The organism is Nostoc sp., assembly GCF_036916985.1.
Taxonomy (GTDB): domain Bacteria; phylum Cyanobacteriota; class Cyanobacteriia; order Cyanobacteriales; family Nostocaceae; genus Nostoc.
The window spans coordinates 257,024-274,740 of sequence record NZ_JBALFD010000097.1; the positions used below are offsets into that span (position 1 = coordinate 257,024).

Genomic DNA, 17,717 nt, shown 5'->3' on the forward strand with positions numbered 1-17,717 from the left:
GGTCATTTGTCATTGGTCATTGGTCATTGGTTTTTCACAAATGACAAAGGACTAATGACTAAACTGTAAAAAAGTCTTCTTCTGCCCAAGATGGTGCTGCGTCTTTGGCGACCATTGTGAGTAAGGCGTAGTCTTTTTTGTTGAATCCTGGCGGTAATTCTTTGGGAACTCCCATTACTGTTTGGGTTTTAAATACGGTTCCTGGTTTGAGATCAAAGAAGGGAAATTCTGGTTCTGTGCAACCTAAACAAGGCATCCCAGCGCGAGTTTTGGAAGAGACGCGGTTCCATAAGATGCGGTTGCAGGAGGAATGGGTCATGGGACCGCGACAACCCAAGTCGTAAAATAAGCAGCCTTTACGCTGACCAAATTCGGCGGTTGAGGCTTTGTAGGCAAAGTGGACGTTGCGGGTACAACCTGTTTGGGTATAGGTGTTGAAGAAGGTTTGGGGACGATTTAGTTCATCGAAAGCAATGTCTGCTATGCGTCCAGTAGCGATCGCAACTAATATCTGCGTAATCCAGTCGGGATGGGCGGGACATCCAGGAATATTAATTACAGGTAATCCGGCTTGTGAGAGAAAATCTTTCCCTAAAAAGCCACCTTCTTGACGTTTGAGAAATTGCAAACCTTCTGATTCGCTGGGGTTGGGTGACATGGCGGGAATTCCTCCCCAGGTGGCACAATCTCCCACAGCGACGATAAATTTAGCAACTTTGGCGAGGTCTGCTAACCAATCTTTCATGGCGCGATCGGCAAACCGATTCCATTCGCCAGTGCCGTTGGGGGCGTTAACAACACTGCCTTCAAATACCAAGATATCTAGGGGAATTGTCCCAGAAATGCAATTTCGTAGCAGTGTTTGCAAATCGTTGCCTAGTTCCAGCCCCAAGGAAGGATGCCAAAGTATATTGATACCAAAATCAGCAATCAAATCGCAGACTGTCGGTTCTTCGGCGTTGAGAAATGACATGGTGTTGCCTGAACAAGCACCACCCTGTAGCCATAGTACGTTAGTCATCGGCTAGATATTTTTGTATTGTTTCCCAGGCATGATGTAGGTGATAATGCTTGTAAAGTCTCACCTGCTTATCAATATTTGTTTTTCAATACTAAGATATTTTTTTGTTTAACTCATTTTCATTAAAAAAGAATTAATCATTAGCAATAGCTTAGATTTAATTAAGATTATTTTAAAGGGCTATGTCTGTTATATATGTAACATCTTTAACGAATAGAATAAAATTGTCTTTTTATTTTAACTCCTCGCATTCAATAACATAAATATGCTTAGTTTATTGCGGTTAAAGCCCTGAAATTATTAGTAACAATTATTGCTAAGTATCAATCTGTACGAAAGGATGAATATTTTAAGCCAATACAGTTCAGATAAGCCAAAAACCCTCATGTAGAGACGCGATTTATCGCGTCTTCAAATACCAATTATCTACACCAATAACTCTTAACCTAAGCGTATTGTATTTTAAGTAGTCAGATTTTAATGCAATAACCAAGTCAAATTCAGCAAAATATTGGGGTGCAAAGTGTTGCACCCCGTCAGCTATATATCAGTTTTTTAAGATTTTGGTTGTGCAGCTTGCCTAACAACTTGTTCGTCCAAGCCTAAGCCTTGAGCTATCTGCTCAATACTCAACCCAAACGCTAATAACTGGGGTATCATTTCTAACTTAACTTCTAACTTACCTTCTTCAAAAACTTCTTGTCTACCTTTTTTTACCTTCTTCAAAAACATCCTGGAAAAATCTAGTTTGCCTCAAGTCATTTAATTCAAACATTTTTACTATCTCCTCCTGGCTAAATCGCGGCAACTTTTAGATTAATATCGTCTGTCTGTATTAAACGCACTGTAAGCCTTCGCGCACCCTATTGTTTTAAGATTTTGGTTGTGCAGCTTGCCTAACAACTTGTTTGTCCAAACCTAACACTTGAGCTATCTGCTCAATACTTAAACCCAACGCTAATAACCGGGGTATCGTTTCTAACTTACCTTCTAGTTTCCCCTTTTGCTCACCTTCTGCAAAAACATCTTGGTAAAATCTAGTTTGCTTTAACTCATTTGCTCCAAACATTTTTCCGATCTCCTCTTGGCTCAATCGCGGCAACTTGTAGATTAATATCGTCTCTATCAATTGTATAATTTCCCTAATAGTAGCGACATCTAGAATTTGCTCTCTAGCACTGTTGACTATTTCGATCGCTCTTGTTGTCGCCGTTGATTCGGGTTCGATGATGAGTTTAACTGTCTCTATGCCGATTGATGATGTCTCAATTGAGCTTAATTCGTCAAGATAGACGCGAGTCACTCGTTGTGAGTTGAGTAATTCTGTATATCTTTCGGTATCTCCAGTATCAACACTACGGTTGGGATAGATGACAACACCACGCCAATTGTTGGTTAATTCGGTTTTGTCAAGATAGTTAAAGATTTCGGTAAATAAACGCGAGTAGAACTTTTTGTCTGGTTGAAATTGCACTTCGGCAAAATAAATGGGTAGTTCTGCTGCATTTGGCAGGAAAACGCCATCGATTCTAAAGGCTAGTTGTTTGACTTCTACTGAAGAAAATTGGTAAACACTAGCTAGTTGCGGCGGTTGGTTAATTAGTTCAAAGAAAGTAGTAGGGATACTCTGAAAGATCCGATAGAAGATGCTGTCTGTTTTCAAGGTGGCTTGTTTTACAGTCGTTGATCAATATATTTTACACTTCGACGATCCCGTGGCGACTATTTTGAGTACAATAAATATTATGTATGTCAACAATTCAATAAAAAATATTTAAATTGTATAATACGATGATACAAAAAGTATTTAAAAAAAATTAGGTGTTTAAAGCTGACATTAATATTAGCAATTTCCCCCTAGAATTTTAGAAATAGGGTGTTTTATATTTTAGAGATTGGGGACTAGGTATTGGGGATTGGGGATTAGGTACTGGGAAACTCTTCCCTAATTCCCAGTCCCTAGTTACCAGTCACTAATCCCTCATCTCAGACAAAAAGGGGAATTCCGCCTAAAGGACTCGAAGCCTGCGTAAATCAGTATGGCCCGTGATGAAATGCGATCGCGTGTTTCGATCATTCATGGGTGTTGGACTCAATTCCCAATTGGCTAGAGTACGGCAGAGTTATGAACCCCAGCATTACAGATTCGGCGGTGAAAGCTGCGGTAGCAGCTGTTGCATCGGAGTCAGCTTCAGCAGAAGAAAAAATCCAAATGCTGATTGAGATCGCACAGGGTTTTCAAAAAAAGCCCAAAACTGCCCAAGACTTGCGGAATGCAGTTGGCTTATATTACCGGGCTTATGAAATGTGTGGTGAGGAGTATCCCCTACTGAAAGCCAGGGCGCAAGTGGGGATGTCAGGGACATTACAAGCAATACCGGATGCTGATTACCAACTGCTGACGCAAGCGAAAGCAGGTTATGAAGAAGCACTGCCAATTTTACAGGAATTAGCTTCACCGGAGGAAGTAGCAGAGACACAGATGAATTTTGGGCTGGTGTTGCAGTCGCTTGTGCCCTTCAATTTGGCGCGGATAACTGACAGCATCCAGGCTTATCATGAGGCTTTGCGGGTGTTCACTTGGGAAGATTACCCCCAAGAATACGCGATTTTGTATAACAATATTGCGATCGCTTACCTTTCTATGCCCCTAGCATCAGAACGAGAATACTTGCGTCAAGGGTTAGCTGTGCAATCATTTGAGGTCGCACTTAAGCATATTAATCTGATCGATCATCCCAGAGAATATGCGATGTTGCAAAACAACTTGGGTAATGCTTTGCAATATTTAGTGAGTTCCCATCCTGTGGAAAATAACTTACGTGCGATCGCAGCTTATGATGAAGCGCTAAAAGTGCGTAATTTCCAAGATACACCTCTAGAGTACGCTAACACAATTTCAAACAAAGCCAACGCCTTATTCAACTTACCCGATGACTCAGAAAAACCAGAAGCGGGTAATCCTAATAATCTCTCAAAAGCTCGTGTTTACTATCAACAAGCCTTAGAAATATTTACCCAAAATCAACAAATGGGACAAGCAGAGATAGTAGCCCAAGCTTTACAAGATATTGAAGTAGAAATAGGGCATTGAACATTGATTATTCTCCCTCATCCACCCCCTCATCATCAGGAGAAGAAAACAGCATGAGAGATATTTTAACAAACCATTCTGTGAGAGATTTTCTCACAAGTTTAGCAGATGGTGACTTGAATATAATAACAGGATTAGTGTGGATAGTCATAGCAACAGCCTTATCTATGCTTGGCGGTGCCATTGGTGGAATGCTGTTAGCTGGAAAAGATATCGGCTATCAGCTTTCAGCCATGCTTGGTGCTTTATTCGCCCCTGCTGGTGTAATTCCTGCAATCCTATTAGGGTTTGCCATACTTAATTTATTGACACATTATTAGGAGGAAACATGTTAGAACTTGGGTGGTTTTCTGCTAAGTTATTTTTCAAGGGAAAATTACTACGCGACCCTATACATTTTGTCCAAAAAACTGCCATCGCGACCGCTATCGGTTCGTTACTGCTAGTGCTATTTGCACAAGCTGATATTCCCTTCTGCTTACCAATAACATTATCTAGCTTAGTGACAGGCTTGATTATGCCATTTCTCCTCAAAGATTTTAAAACGAAGTAATTTGTCATTGGTAATTTAGGAATAACCAATGCCCCTCATGAGTGCTGAGTGCTGAGTAATGAGTAATGAGTAGGGAATCTCACTTTTTTGCTCAGGATTGATAACAGGCTAAATGCCCTGCTACTGCTAATTGGACTCTGAACTGTTTTGCCCAATGACTAATGACTAATGACTAATGACAAACCTTGAAGAATTAATTCAGGAAATTAACCGCTTTGAGGCAATTATATCCGAATGGGATGAAAGCCAAAGGTGTGTAGCAGTCGGTTTAAAAAGAGCAATTGAAGCTTTGCATAAGGCAGCATTGACTAATTTAATTAAAAGCCTCAAGCAAGAATCAATGTCAGCTTTACGTCATGCTGTGACTGATGAAGTAGTGTACGCAGTACTGCTTTATCACGAACTAGTAAAACCACCAAAACCACCATTAGCACAACGAATTCAAACAGCCATTGAAGAAGTCCGCCCAGGTTTAAAAAGTCATAATGGGGATGTAGAACTAGTAGCAATTAAGCCCCCAGATACAGTAGAAGTCAAATTAATCGGAACTTGCAGCAGTTGTCCGGCTTCTACCTTGACTTTATCTCAGGGAGTAGAACAGGCAATAAAAAACCATTGTCCTGAAATTACTAAAGTTGTTGCAGTCAATCATAACCCTACAGTTAACAACGCAAGTTTTGGTTTAATTAGTCCATTTTCATCAAAAATAACCTCTACTTGGATCAAAGTGGCAACTATTGATCAAATTCCTGAATTTAGTATATTGGCAGTACAACTTTCTGGTAATTCCCTGATTTTACATCGTCAAGGTATTACAGTAAAATGTTACCGAAATGCTTGTTCTCATCTAGGATATGCCCTAGATAAAAGTAAAGTTGAAAATGGTATTATCAGCTGTCCTTCTCACGGATTTCAGTACAAGTTAGAGACAGGTGAATGCTTAACAGCACCGGATGTTTCACTTCAGTCCTATCCAGTAAAAATTAAAGACGATAAGGTTTTTGTAAAACTGCAACAATCATGATGCAAAGCTAACATACAACAGTTCTCTTTTGCAGGAATTACAAAGACTAAGGGTTATGAGGTAGGAGGCAGATTCGGATAAACAGGGGAGTTAGGGATTTCCAAGGAATAAATTATCCCAAAAAACGAACCACAGAGACGCAGAGAACACAGAGAGAGGAGAGATTAAGAGGATTTTTGTGTCAGTTTTGGAATATTTTTTTATTTGGAAGTCCCTTATACCAATTCTGTATGAAGATGCACATAATAATACGTGTAAGTAAGTGGGTCAAATTAAATATAAAACCTCACTCTGCCTCCGGCTTCCCTCTCCTTAGTAAGGAGAGGGATTGAGGGTGAGGTTTTATCTTATGTTTAATTACGCCTACCTACTTATACACAAGTTATCGAATTATAACCAGTCTGTCGAATTACCCCACCCTAACCCTCCCCTTATAAAGGGGAGGAAACTAGATTTCTTTTTCCCCCCAATACATCGGGGGGATTAAGGGGGGTAATTCGACATTTACTTGCAAATTGCTGTATCAGCAAATATACTTGGCAATTAGAAAATCACAGCTACTTTGCTTTTTCATATCAGTATTTTGCACATTCACTTTACTCTTTAGTGTAAGCAAAATGTCTAAATGCTTTGTCAATAGACCAGATTTTTTTCTGATTTGTGTAATTAAGTTGTTAATTTTAGGGTTTTGAGAAAGCAAAATCAACTTTGACTTACTTAAAATACCCTTTGACTTACTCATTTTAGTGTTTTCCGCAAGTCAAATCAACTTTGACTTACTCAAAATGCCCTTTAACTTACTCATTTTAGTGTTTTCCGCATGTTCTCCGCAAGTCAAACTAACTTTGACTTACTCAAAATGCCTTTTGACTTTCTTTTTTCAGTACATCGCGCACTCATGCCAAAAATTGCAGTGTAGTAAAAGCTACTGGCGGAAAACTATAATTGTTTTAGATTGATTAATAGGGAAATTTCTGAAAAATTTTTACTTAATTTGAAAAAACATAATGCAAAATTGTTACTGTTGTTACATGCTAATCAACATTAATGTTTTTAAATAATTATCAGCGTCTATCTGCGGTTCATGGATATCCCAATCATAATTAATCCCATATCACAATTACCGCTAGAAGCAACAGGAATTTCTCAATATTTACCTCTATCACCTCAAGGTGCAGAAGTAATTTTAGGTAACATTATTGAACCACAACAATTAGTGATACCTGTATCACCCAGTCCCATAACAATGTTTGGGCCTCGTGGTGCTTGTTTGTTATCAAAAACCGGCCCTTTATGGGTATCAGATACAGGGCATCATCGATTATTAGGATGGAAAAAATTACCCACAATAGATAGTCAACCTGCTGATTGGGTAATTGGACAACCTGATTTTTATCATGAAGGACAAAATGCTAAAAGTACACCGGGAAGTGCAACCTTAAGTGTACCAACAGGGATTTGTGCTTATGGTGAAGGGTTAGCCGTAGCAGATGCTTGGAATCATCGAGTTTTAATTTGGAAAAACTTACCAGAAGATAACAATGTTCCGGCCGATTTGGTGTTAGGACAAGCTAATTTTATCGATAATGAACCAAATCGGGGAAGTCAACAAGCATCCGCCACTACAATGCACTGGCCCTATGGTGTTTTCTATCATCAAGGACGGCTATTTATTGCCGATACTGGTAATCGCAGGGTATTAATTTGGCATCAGTTACCAACAGAAAATGGTCAACCTGCTGATGTAGTTTTGGGACAACCAGACATGATATCTCGCAATGAAAACGGCGGTGCTTCTGCAACCGCAGCGAGTATGCGTTGGTGTCACGATATCACCCTTTGGGGAGAAAATTTGGTTGTCAGCGATGCAGGTAATCATCGAGTGATGATTTGGCAGGGAATACCAACAGAAAATAATAGCCCTTGTGCAGTGGTTTTAGGACAAAAAAGCTTTGATTTTGTGGAAATGAATCAAGGAGTTTATTTGCCAAGCGCTAGTAGTTTGAGTATGCCTTATGGTGTCGGGGTGGCTGGAGATTGGTTAGTAGTTGCAGATACAGCTAATTCTCGGTTGCTAGGATGGAGAAAGCTAGAATCCATTTTATCACTGCAAGGTGTAGTGGCAGATGGGTTAGCAGGACAAATAAATTTTCAAAATAAAGGTGAAAATCGTAATTTCGGACTACCTAAACGAGATAGCTTAAATTGGTGTTACGGGGTAAAAATTTGTGGTAATACAGCAGTGATAGCTGATTCTGGAAATAACCGAATTTTGCTGTGGCACTTTAATAATTCGTAATTCGTAATTTTGGAAAGTCAGATTTTTATGGCGACTGAAGAAATTAGAGTTAGTGGTACTGTTCAGGGAGTAGGATTTCGCCCTACTGTCTATCGTCTGGCTAAAGCCTGTGGTTTGCGTGGAGATGTTTGTAATGATGGACAAGGTGTTTTAATTCGGGTATCTGGTAGTGAAGAAGCAATAACAGAATTTGTTGCTAGATTGCAAACAGAATGTCCACCTTTGGCAAGAATTAATCAACTAACAAGAAGTATTTCTGAAAGTGAATTTAAATTTGATAATTTTGTGATTTCTACTAGCGTCAGTAATGCCATTAAAACAGAAATTACTCCTGATGCAGCTACTTGTCCACAGTGTCAACAAGAAATATTCGACCCCTTTAGCCGCTTTTTTCGTTACCCCTTTACTAATTGCACTCATTGCGGCCCCCGCCTGAGTATTATTCGTGCCATTCCTTATGACAGATGCAATACTAGTATGTCTGCGTTTGCTATATGTTCAGAATGTGGAAAGGAATACCACGATGTCGAAAATCGCCGTTTTCACGCCCAACCTGTCGCTTGTCATGCTTGCGGCCCCACAGCTTGCTTAGAACGTGCCGATGGGAAATCGGTTACTGCTTCCATGTTTTCCATGTTGGATGATGTTGATGCCGTTTGTACCTTGTTGCAAAAAGGTGAGATTGTGGCAATTAAAGGCTTAGGTGGTATTCATCTAGCTTGCGATGCAACACAGGAAACCGTTGTACAAAAACTGCGTCAGCGTAAAAAGCGCTATCATAAACCCTTTGCTTTAATGGCGCGGGATATTGAGATAATTGAACAATATTGTATTGTCAACGCCAAAGAAAAAGAATTATTAACCAGTTCTGCTGCACCAATTGTTTTATTACAAGCTTCAGATAAAAAACAATTAGCATCGTCAGTTGCATTAGGGCAAAATACCCTTGGCTTCATGCTTCCTTATACGCCCCTACATCATTTAATTCTGCGGCGGATGAATCACCCAATTGTTTTAACAAGTGGGAATCTTGCTGATGAACCACAATGTATTGATAATGACGAGGCAAGAGAAAAATTAAGAACAATTGCTGATTATTTTATCTTTCACAATCGAGAGATTATTAATCGGGTAGATGATTCGGTTGTGCGTGTTGTCAGCGATAAAGTTCAAACAATTCGCCGTGCCAGAGGATATGCACCAGCATCAATTAGTTTACCACCAGGATTTCAGAAAATACCGCAAATTTTAGCAATGGGTAGCGAGTTAAAAAATACCTTTTGCCTATTGCGTGAAGGAGAAGCAATTGTCTCTCAACATCTGGGAGATTTAGAAAATGCTGCGGCTTTTAATGCTTACCAAGAAACTTTAAATTTGTACTTAAATTTATTTGAACATCAACCAGAAATAATTGCTATTGATAAACATCCTGAATATCTCTCAAGCAAACTTGGCAAAGAACTTGCGAACACAAATCAAATCAAAGTTTATCCAGTTCAACATCATCATGCCCATATCGCCGCCTGCATGGCAGAAAATGGGATTCCTTTAGATTCACCTCCAATATTAGGTATCGCTTTAGATGGTTTAGGTTACGGCGACGATGGTACATTCTGGGGTGGAGAATTTCTTTTAGCAGATTACCGGAAATTTAAACGAATAGCAACATTTAAACCAGTAGCAATGATTGGTGGTGAAAAAGCTATTTATCAGCCTTGGCGTAATACTTATGCCCAATTAGTAACTACTAACCTTTGGAATGATTGCGAAGAAAAGTATGCTGATTTAGAAATATTTAATTTTTTGAAAAACAAGCCACTTAAACTACTCAATCAACTTATAGAGAAAGGAATTAACTCTCCTCCAGCTTCATCAGTGGGGCGGTTGTTCGATTCAGTGGCAGCGGCTATCGGTATTTATAGAGATAAATGTAGCTATGAAGGACAAGCTGCGATCGCAATGGAAGCTATAGTAGATGTTAGCAGCTTAAATAATGATAAAGAAACGCTAATATATCCTTTTAGTTTTAGCTTTTCAGATAATATTTATTGTATAGACCCGCGTCCAATGTGGCAAGCCTTGCTCAATGACTTACAGCAGCAGATTCCCCAACCAGTTATGGCTGCCAAATTCCACAAAGGTTTAGCGAATGCAATTGTGGAAATGGTTAAACATCTTAGTCAAGAGAATCTGATTAATCAGGTAGCTTTAACAGGAGGAGTATTTCAAAATTGTATATTGTTACGGCAAGTTAGCAAACGATTACAAACATTGGAAATAAAAGTACTTACTCACAGCTTAGTTCCCGCTAATGATGGCGGGTTATCTTTAGGACAAGCAGTTATTACAGCCGCACAATTCATACATGAGTCTTGATTTTTGAAAAAACTCAGCAATAATTCTCTCTGTGTTCTCCGTGCCTCTATGGTTAGTTCATCTTCAAAAATAACAAAATGTGTTTAGGAATCCCCGGACAAATTGTAGAAATTACCAACGCGAACCATAAATTAGCCATAGTTGACATTGGTGGTGTTAAGCGCGAAGTAAATATTGCTTGTATCGTAGATGAACAACATCCCCCCAAAGCTTGTATTGGTGATTGGGTGCTAGTACATGTTGGCTTTGCCATGAATCGAATTAACGAACAAGAAGCAGCAGAAACATTACAACTCTTCCAAGAATTAGCAGCAGCACAAGCAGGGATTAGTACTTAAATAATATTTTTCCTCACTCAGAAAAAGAGTTTCTTTCTTTCTTTCTTTCTTTCTTTCTTTCTTTCTTTCTTCGCGCCCTTCGCGTCCTTCGCGGTTCGTTAAAAAAACTTTCTACCACACAAGCCAAATTAACAGATACATAAAACTCACTACTCCTCACTTCCTATGAAATATGTTGACGAATTCCGCGAACCAGAAAAAGCTGAAGCTATCCGCCGCGAAATCGCCAAATTAAGCCGCCAGCTAGAAAAACCTATCAAAATCATGGAAGTATGTGGCGGACATACCCATTCCATATTTAAATACGGCATCGAAGAAATATTACCCCAAACCATCGAACTAATACATGGGCCTGGTTGTCCAGTATGCGTTATGCCAAAAGGGAGATTAGATGATGCGATCGCCATCTCTCAAAATCATAACGTCATCTTTGCCACCTTTGGCGACGCCATGCGAGTTCCCGGTTCCAACACCACATTACTGCAAGCTAGGGCACAAGGCGCAGACATCCGTATGGTGTACTCTCCCCTAGATAGCCTGCAAATTGCCAGAGATAACCCCGACAAAGAAGTAGTCTTCTTCGCATTAGGCTTTGAAACCACAGCCCCCAGCACCGCCTTCACCATCCTGCAAGCAGCAGCCGAAAAAATTCCTAACTTTAGTATGTTTTCCAATCACGTCCTCGTGATTCCCGCCCTCAAAGCACTATTAAATAATCCCGACTTACAACTTGATGGATTTGTTGGGCCTGGACATGTCAGCATGGTAATTGGCACTGACCCATATCAATTTATTTCCCAACAATATAATAAGCCAATAGTCGTCTCAGGATTTGAACCCTTAGATATTCTCCAATCAATTTGGATGCTATTGCAACAGCTAGTAGAAAATCGTTGCGAAGTTGAAAATCAATATAACCGAATTGTCCAAAAATCTGGGAACACAGTAGCCCTCCAAGCCATAAACAAAGTTTTCGCCGTGCGAGATAGTTTTGATTGGCGCGGCTTAGGTGACATCCCCTATTCAGGATTAAAAATTCAATCTGAATATGCCCAATTTGATGCCGAACTTAAATTTACCATTCCTAACCTCAAAGTAGCCGACCATAAAGCTTGTAAATGTGGAGAAATTCTCAAAGGAGTCTTAAAACCTTGGGAGTGTAAAGTATTCGGTACAGCTTGCACACCAGAAACACCAATCGGTACTTGTATGGTATCTTCCGAAGGTGCTTGTGCAGCCTATTACAAATATGGGCGACTCTCCACAATTGCCAAAAGAACAATCGCCCAAAAACCAAAAATAACTCAAGAACCCCTCCCCGCCTGCGGCTTCTCCTCAGACTAATACTCAGCGTACCTCCGCGCTTCCCAGCCTGCGGCAAGCCGCAAAAGCGTCTACTGCGTCCCTTTGCGTTTAAAAAATTTTAATATGAATATTTCCCCCACAAACCCAATACAAAATCCCCTATTCCAAAAAATAGAAAAAGTCCGCCGCCGCCAAACTAAAGTACGAGACACCCATATAACTCTCGCACATGGCAGCGGTGGTAAAGCCATGCGCGATTTAATAGATGATATCTTTGTCAGCAATTTTGATAATCCAATTCTCTCCCAACTAGAAGACCAAGCCAGCTTCAACTTAGCCCCTCTCCTCCAACAAGGAGACAGACTCGCATTTACTACAGATTCTTATGTAGTAGACCCGTTATTTTTCCCCGGTAGTGATATAGGAGAATTAGCCATAAATGGTACAGTTAATGATTTAGCTGTTAGCGGTGCTAAACCTTTATACCTAACTTGCAGCGTCATTTTAGAAGAAGGATTACCTGTTGCAACCTTACGCCGTGTTGCAAACAGTATGAAAGCAGCCGCAGAAAAAGCTGGTGTTCAAATTGTCACGGGTGACACAAAAGTTGTACATCGAGGTGCTGCCGATAAACTCTTTATTAATACTGCTGGTATTGGCATCATCCCACGAGGAATTAGTATTTCTGCTCACAATATTAAACCTGGAGATACCATAATAATTAATGGTGAAATAGGCAATCATGGGACAGCAATTTTAATTGCCCGTGGCGAATTAGCTTTAGAAACTAATATTGAAAGTGATTGTCAGCCGTTGCATAGTTTAGTAGAAACTATTCTCCATGTATGTCCCCAAATTCATGCTATGCGAGACGCTACCCGCGGTGGTTTAGCTACAGTCTTAAATGAATTTGCTCTCAGTTCTAATGTGGGAATTCGTCTCTTTGAAGAATCTATTCCAGTGCGTGAAGAAGTCAACGGAGTTTGTGAAATTCTCGGTTTAGACCCATTGTATTTAGCTAATGAAGGTAAATTAGTTGTAGTAGCTGCAAAAGAGAATGCTAACAATATTTTATCTGCAATGAAATCCCACCCAGCAGGCAAAGATGCTTGTATTATTGGCGAAGTTATTACCTCACCCCCAGGTATCGTATTGTTAAAAACAGTTTTTGGTGCTGAAAGAATTGTTGATATGTTAGTAGGCGACCAATTACCACGAATTTGTTAATCTTTAATAGATTTATAATATGCACGAATTTGGAATTACCCAAAATATTGTGGCAATTGTGACTGAAAATGCCAAAGGCGCAAAAGTGCAGCGAGTTTTATTAGAAATCGGTAAACTTTCAGCCATTATGCCCGACGCTATCCGATTTTGTTTTGATATTTGCACTCAAGGCACTATTTTAGCAGGGGCGAAATTAGAGATTGTAGAAATTCCTGGTTTAGCAAAGTGTCGCCAATGTGGTACAGAAATTTCTGTAGATAAACCTTATGGTATTTGTAACTGTGGTAGCGTGCAATTAGATTTAATTACTGGTGAAGAACTGAAAATTAAAGAAATAGAAATCGAGGAATTATGTGTGTAACCTGTGGTTGTTCGGATGATGGCCAAATAAAAATTACAAATTTAGAAACAGATAAAACGGAACATAATCATACTTTAGCAGATGGTACTGTCATCACTCATTCCCACAGTCATGATACTCATATAGAAGCACCTCAAATTCATGCCAAAATACACAATACAACGATATCCTTAGAACAGGATATATTAGCAAAAAATAACCTACTAGCTGCCCAAAATCGGGGATGGTTTAAAGGTCGTAATATTCTCGCATTAAATTTAATGAGTTCTCCCGGTGCAGGGAAAACAACTCTTTTAACTCGCACAATCAATGACTTAAAGCAGCAATTATCTATTAGTGTCATTGAAGGCGACCAAGAAACTGCTAACGATGCCAAAAAAATTAAAGAAACAGGTTCTAAAGTCATCCAAATAAACACAGGAACAGGCTGTCATTTAGATGCCTCAATGATAGACAGGGGTTTACAACAACTAAATCCGCCACTGAATTCAGTTGTGATGATTGAAAATGTGGGAAATTTAGTTTGTCCAGCCTTATTTGATTTAGGAGAGCAGGCAAAAGTAGTAATTCTCTCTGTCACAGAAGGAGAAGATAAGCCGCTAAAATACCCGCATATATTTCGTGCTAGTGATGTAATGATTATCACGAAAATTGATTTGCTACCTTATGTAGATTTTGATGTACAAAAGTGTATAGAATATGCTAAACAGGTAAATCCCCAAATTAAGATTTTTCAGGTTTCTGCAACTACTGGTGTAGGGTTAGATAATTGGTATAAATGGGTAACTGAAAATTAAGACAAGAAACGCGATGAATTGCCGTCAACGCGAAAGAATGATTATTGTAGAGACGGCGATTTATCGCGTATTTTTGATGATTTATCGTAAATGAAATGTCTTGAATTTTGAATAGTCATCTTGACAATGAAAAAATTACACCCGAAACTTAAAAATAATTTCCGGGTGTAATTTTGTTCGCCTAAAATTATGAACTTATCAGACTAATTTCTCGAAAATTCTAGATCAGTTGGATGTCCAAACTAACCGCGAAATTAGCAGGCTTATTCTCAAGAGTCGCAAATTGAGTTCCTTGGAATAACAACGCACCAGTAGCATCATTGTAGCTGAAAGCACTAACATCAGTAACACCAAATCCAATTTTAGAAATCTGAATCTTGTCACCTTCCACCCGACTGAAGTCTTTGATAATGTCAAGTCCTTCAAGTTTAGAATTGAAGACAAACTGATCCGCACCAGCACCACCAGTGAGAATATCATTGCCAACTCCGCCAATCAGAAGATCGTTGCCAGCACCAGCAATCAGCTGGTCATTACCAGCGCCACCAGTGAGGATATCATTGCCAGCAGCACCACGCAGCACATCGGCGTATTGTGAACCAGTCAGTTCAAATCGCTCAATATTGCTGTAGCTGAGTAAAGTAGCAGTATTTACACGGCTGAAGATGGCATTCTGTCCATTAAATCCGACATCAACACCAGCACCATTATTCAACTGGCTGTAATCTGCAACTAGAGTATCAGTACCAGCACCACCATCAACAATACCATCTATGTCAGTGATTCTGTCGTTGCCATCGCCACCGTTGAGCGTATCATAGCCAGCACCACCAAAAATTAGGTCATCACCAGCGCCACCATTGAGAATATCATTGCCAGTACCACCACGCAGAACATCAGCGTATTGTGTACCTGTAATTTCAAATCGCTCAATATTGCTGTAGTTGAGTACCGGATTTCCAGTCAAGCGGCTGTAGATGGCATTTTGACCCTGATATGCCACATCAATACCAGCCCCATTATTCAACTGACTGTAATCTGCAACTAGAGTATCAGTGCCAGCACCACCATCGACAATACCATCTTTATCAGATATTCTATCGTTGCCATCGCCACCGTTGAGCGTATCATAGCCAGCACCACCAAAGATTAGGTCATCACCAGCACCACCATTAAGGATGTCATTGCCAGCAGTACCACGCAGAACATCGGCGTATTGTGTGCCTGTAATTTCAAATCGCTCAATATTGCTGTAGCTGAGTAAAGAATTTCCATTCAAGCGGCTGAAGATGGCATTCTGTCCATTAAATCCGACATCAACACCAGCCCCATTATTCAACTGGCTGTAATCTGCAACTAGAGTATCAGTACCAGCACCACCATCAACAATACCATCTATGTCAGCGATTCTGTCGTTGCCATCACCACCGTTGAGTGTATCATATCCAGCACCACCAAAAAGCAGGTCATCACCAGCACCGCCATTAAGGATGTCATTGGCAGCAGTACCACGCAGGACATCGGTGTATTGTGTGCCTGTAATTTCAAATCGCTCAACATTGCTGTAGCTAAGTACAGGGTTCCCAGTAAAGCGGCTGAAGATAGAATTTTTACCCTGGTATGCCACTTCAATACCAGCCCCATTATTCAACTGGCTGTAATCTGCAACTAGAGTATCAGTACCAGCACCACCATCAACAATACCATCTGTATCAGTTATTCTGTCGTTGCCATCGCCACCGTTGAGCGTATCATAGCCAGCACCACCAAAAAGCAGGTCATCACCAGCGCCACCATTGAGAATATCATTGCCAGCAGTACCACGCAGAACATCAGCGTATTGTGTGCCTGTAATTTCAAATCGCTCAATATTGCTGTAGTTGAGTACCGGATTTCCGGTAAAGCGGCTGTAGATGGCATTTTGACCCAGGTATGCCACATCAATACCAGCCCCATTATTCAACTGGCTGTAATCTGCAACTAGAGTATCAGTGCCATCGCCACCGTTGAGCGTATCATTGCCAGCACTACTAATCAGCACGTCATCACCAGCACCGCCATTAAGGATGTCATTGGCAGCAGTACCACGCAGGACATCGGTGTATTGTGTGCCTGTAATTTCAAATCGCTCAACATTGCTGTAGCTAAGTACAGGGTTCCCAGTAAAGCGGCTGAAGATAGAATTTTTACCCTGGTATGCCACTTCAATACCAGCCCCATTATTCAACTGGCTGTAATCTGCAACTAGAGTATCAGTACCAGCACCACCATCAACAATACCATCTGTATCAGTTATTCTGTCGTTGCCATCGCCACCGTTGAGCGTATCATAGCCAGCACCACCAAAAAGCAGGTCATCACCAGCGCCACCATTGAGAATATCATTGCCAGCAGTACCACGCAGAACATCAGCGTATTGTGTGCCTGTAATTTCAAATCGCTCAATATTGCTGTAGTTGAGTACCGGATTTCCGGTAAAGCGGCTGTAGATGGCATTTTGACCCAGGTATGACACATCAATACCAGCCCCATTATTCAACTGGCTGTAGTCTGCAACTAAAGTATCAGTGCCAGCACCACCATCGACAATACCATCTGTATCAGCGATTCTGTCGTTGCCATCGCCACCGTTGAGCGTATCATAGCCAGCACCACCAAAGATTAGGTCATCACCAGCACCACCATTAAAGATGTCATTGCCAGCATTACCACGCAAGACATCGGCGTATTGTGTGCCTGTAATTTCAAATTGCTCGATATTGCTGTAGCTGAGTAAAGTAGCAGTATTTACACGGCTGAAGATGGCATTCTGTCCATTAAATCCGACATCAACACCAGCACCATTATTCAACTGGCTGTAATCTGCAACTAGAGTATCAGTACCAGCACCACCATCGACAATACCATCTGTATCAGATATTCTGTCATTGCCATCGCCGCCATACAGGCTATCAAAGCCTGTTCCACCATATAGGTTGTCGTTACCAGTTCCGCCATCTAGGATGTCGTTACCAGCTCCACCAAGTAGGTTGTCATTACCTTCATCGCCATAAATTGTGTCGTTCTGAGATTTACCTGCTAGGTAATCATCGCCTCCTTTTCCAGACAGCAACCAAGGTTGTCCGTCTTCATCAGCGATAAAAGTGTTGTTAGTATTATCACCAGTGTATGTTCCCATTTGAATTTCTCCTTAATTCTTGAAAATAATGTTTTCGATGAGGTGAAAAACCTCGTTTTAAGTCGGGAAATATCCTGTTTTTTGGGTGCTTTACCTTTTCGTTTTTCAGGACTCCTTTACTTTAGGTTTGTTGTTCGATCGCGT

The 17,717-nt window shown here is 40.4% G+C and carries 15 protein-coding genes; 11 read left to right on the forward strand and 4 right to left on the reverse strand.

Annotation, left to right across the window (positions count from 1 at the left end; all coding sequences use genetic code 11):
* Window positions 1-58 precede the first annotated feature (58 nt).
* The 3 genes from V7L07_RS32725 to V7L07_RS32735 form a co-directional block, all read right to left on the reverse strand.
* On the reverse strand, window positions 59-1,021 hold the full coding sequence (locus V7L07_RS32725; RefSeq protein WP_335063726.1) for a hydrogenase small subunit: 963 nt from the start codon (window positions 1,019-1,021) through the stop codon (window positions 59-61).
* 555 nt (window positions 1,022-1,576) lie between these two features.
* Window positions 1,577-1,747, reverse strand: a complete 171-nt coding sequence (locus V7L07_RS32730) for a hypothetical protein (RefSeq protein WP_335063728.1) — start codon at window positions 1,745-1,747, stop codon at window positions 1,577-1,579.
* A gap of 145 nt (window positions 1,748-1,892) precedes the next feature.
* Entirely contained in the window at window positions 1,893-2,684 is a 792-nt protein-coding gene (locus V7L07_RS32735; RefSeq protein WP_335063730.1) for an Rpn family recombination-promoting nuclease/putative transposase, read from the reverse strand.
* Between the two features lie 462 nt (window positions 2,685-3,146).
* On the opposite strand from V7L07_RS32735, the gene V7L07_RS32740 reads away from it, so the two are divergent.
* The 11 genes from V7L07_RS32740 (at window position 3,147) to hypB (ending at window position 14,395) form a co-directional block, all read left to right on the forward strand.
* Window positions 3,147-4,115, forward strand: coding sequence for a hypothetical protein (locus V7L07_RS32740; RefSeq protein WP_335063731.1), 969 nt, complete (start codon window positions 3,147-3,149; stop codon window positions 4,113-4,115).
* A 53-nt stretch (window positions 4,116-4,168) separates the two neighbouring features.
* Complete coding sequence (locus V7L07_RS32745; protein WP_335063732.1) at window positions 4,169-4,435, forward strand: hypothetical protein; 267 nt, start codon at window positions 4,169-4,171, stop codon at window positions 4,433-4,435.
* 8 nt (window positions 4,436-4,443) lie between these two features.
* Complete coding sequence (locus V7L07_RS32750; RefSeq protein WP_334707845.1) at window positions 4,444-4,668, forward strand: hypothetical protein; 225 nt, start codon at window positions 4,444-4,446, stop codon at window positions 4,666-4,668.
* 175 nt (window positions 4,669-4,843) lie between these two features.
* Window positions 4,844-5,692 carry a NifU family protein gene (locus tag V7L07_RS32755; protein WP_335063734.1) on the forward strand — a complete coding sequence of 283 codons (849 nt, stop codon included), beginning with the start codon at window positions 4,844-4,846 and terminating at the stop codon, window positions 5,690-5,692.
* A gap of 1,084 nt (window positions 5,693-6,776) precedes the next feature.
* Window positions 6,777-7,991 carry a hypothetical protein gene (locus V7L07_RS32760; protein WP_335063736.1) on the forward strand — a complete coding sequence of 405 codons (1,215 nt, stop codon included), beginning with the start codon at window positions 6,777-6,779 and terminating at the stop codon, window positions 7,989-7,991.
* Between the two features lie 27 nt (window positions 7,992-8,018).
* Entirely contained in the window at window positions 8,019-10,367 is a 2,349-nt protein-coding gene (gene hypF, locus V7L07_RS32765) for a carbamoyltransferase HypF (RefSeq protein WP_335063737.1), read from the forward strand.
* A 77-nt stretch (window positions 10,368-10,444) separates the two neighbouring features.
* Entirely contained in the window at window positions 10,445-10,705 is a 261-nt protein-coding gene (locus tag V7L07_RS32770; RefSeq protein WP_335063738.1) for a HypC/HybG/HupF family hydrogenase formation chaperone, read from the forward strand.
* A 165-nt stretch (window positions 10,706-10,870) separates the two neighbouring features.
* A complete protein-coding gene (hypD, locus tag V7L07_RS32775; protein WP_335063740.1) occupies window positions 10,871-12,049 on the forward strand; it encodes a hydrogenase formation protein HypD in 1,179 nt (392 codons plus the stop codon).
* Between the two features lie 84 nt (window positions 12,050-12,133).
* The gene (hypE, locus tag V7L07_RS32780; RefSeq protein WP_335063742.1) at window positions 12,134-13,237 is read left to right on the forward strand and encodes a hydrogenase expression/formation protein HypE; all 1,104 of its coding nucleotides are present in this window, start codon (window positions 12,134-12,136) and stop codon (window positions 13,235-13,237) included.
* Between the two features lie 19 nt (window positions 13,238-13,256).
* A complete protein-coding gene (gene hypA, locus V7L07_RS32785; RefSeq protein WP_335063743.1) occupies window positions 13,257-13,598 on the forward strand; it encodes a hydrogenase maturation nickel metallochaperone HypA in 342 nt (113 codons plus the stop codon).
* Window positions 13,589-14,395: a hydrogenase nickel incorporation protein HypB gene (gene hypB, locus V7L07_RS32790; RefSeq protein WP_335063745.1), complete on the forward strand. Its 807-nt coding sequence runs from the start codon at window positions 13,589-13,591 to the stop codon at window positions 14,393-14,395. The genes hypA and hypB overlap by 10 nt, the downstream gene beginning before the upstream one ends.
* Window positions 14,396-14,615: 220 nt before the next feature.
* On the opposite strand, the gene V7L07_RS32795 is transcribed toward hypB, so the two are convergent.
* The gene (locus tag V7L07_RS32795) at window positions 14,616-17,573 is read right to left on the reverse strand and encodes a beta strand repeat-containing protein (protein WP_335063747.1); all 2,958 of its coding nucleotides are present in this window, start codon (window positions 17,571-17,573) and stop codon (window positions 14,616-14,618) included.
* Between the last annotated feature and the right edge of the window lie 144 nt (window positions 17,574-17,717).

Bases quoted from the DNA above. Each gene is read 5' to 3' on its own strand.
- V7L07_RS32725 (WP_335063726.1), bottom strand. From the start codon at position 1,021: ATGACTAACGTACTATGGCTACAGGGTGGTGCTTGTTCAGGCAACACC.
- V7L07_RS32740 (WP_335063731.1), top strand. From the start codon at position 3,147: ATGAACCCCAGCATTACAGATTCGGCGGTGAAAGCTGCGGTAGCAGCT.
- V7L07_RS32745 (WP_335063732.1), top strand. From the start codon at position 4,169: ATGAGAGATATTTTAACAAACCATTCTGTGAGAGATTTTCTCACAAGT.
- V7L07_RS32750 (WP_334707845.1), top strand. From the start codon at position 4,444: ATGTTAGAACTTGGGTGGTTTTCTGCTAAGTTATTTTTCAAGGGAAAA.
- V7L07_RS32755 (WP_335063734.1), top strand. From the start codon at position 4,844: ATGACAAACCTTGAAGAATTAATTCAGGAAATTAACCGCTTTGAGGCA.
- V7L07_RS32760 (WP_335063736.1), top strand. From the start codon at position 6,777: ATGGATATCCCAATCATAATTAATCCCATATCACAATTACCGCTAGAA.
- hypF (WP_335063737.1), top strand. From the start codon at position 8,019: ATGGCGACTGAAGAAATTAGAGTTAGTGGTACTGTTCAGGGAGTAGGA.
- V7L07_RS32770 (WP_335063738.1), top strand. From the start codon at position 10,445: ATGTGTTTAGGAATCCCCGGACAAATTGTAGAAATTACCAACGCGAAC.
- hypD (WP_335063740.1), top strand. From the start codon at position 10,871: ATGAAATATGTTGACGAATTCCGCGAACCAGAAAAAGCTGAAGCTATC.
- hypE (WP_335063742.1), top strand. From the start codon at position 12,134: ATGAATATTTCCCCCACAAACCCAATACAAAATCCCCTATTCCAAAAA.
- hypA (WP_335063743.1), top strand. From the start codon at position 13,257: ATGCACGAATTTGGAATTACCCAAAATATTGTGGCAATTGTGACTGAA.
- hypB (WP_335063745.1), top strand. From the start codon at position 13,589: ATGTGTGTAACCTGTGGTTGTTCGGATGATGGCCAAATAAAAATTACA.
- V7L07_RS32795 (WP_335063747.1), bottom strand. From the start codon at position 17,573: ATGGGAACATACACTGGTGATAATACTAACAACACTTTTATCGCTGAT.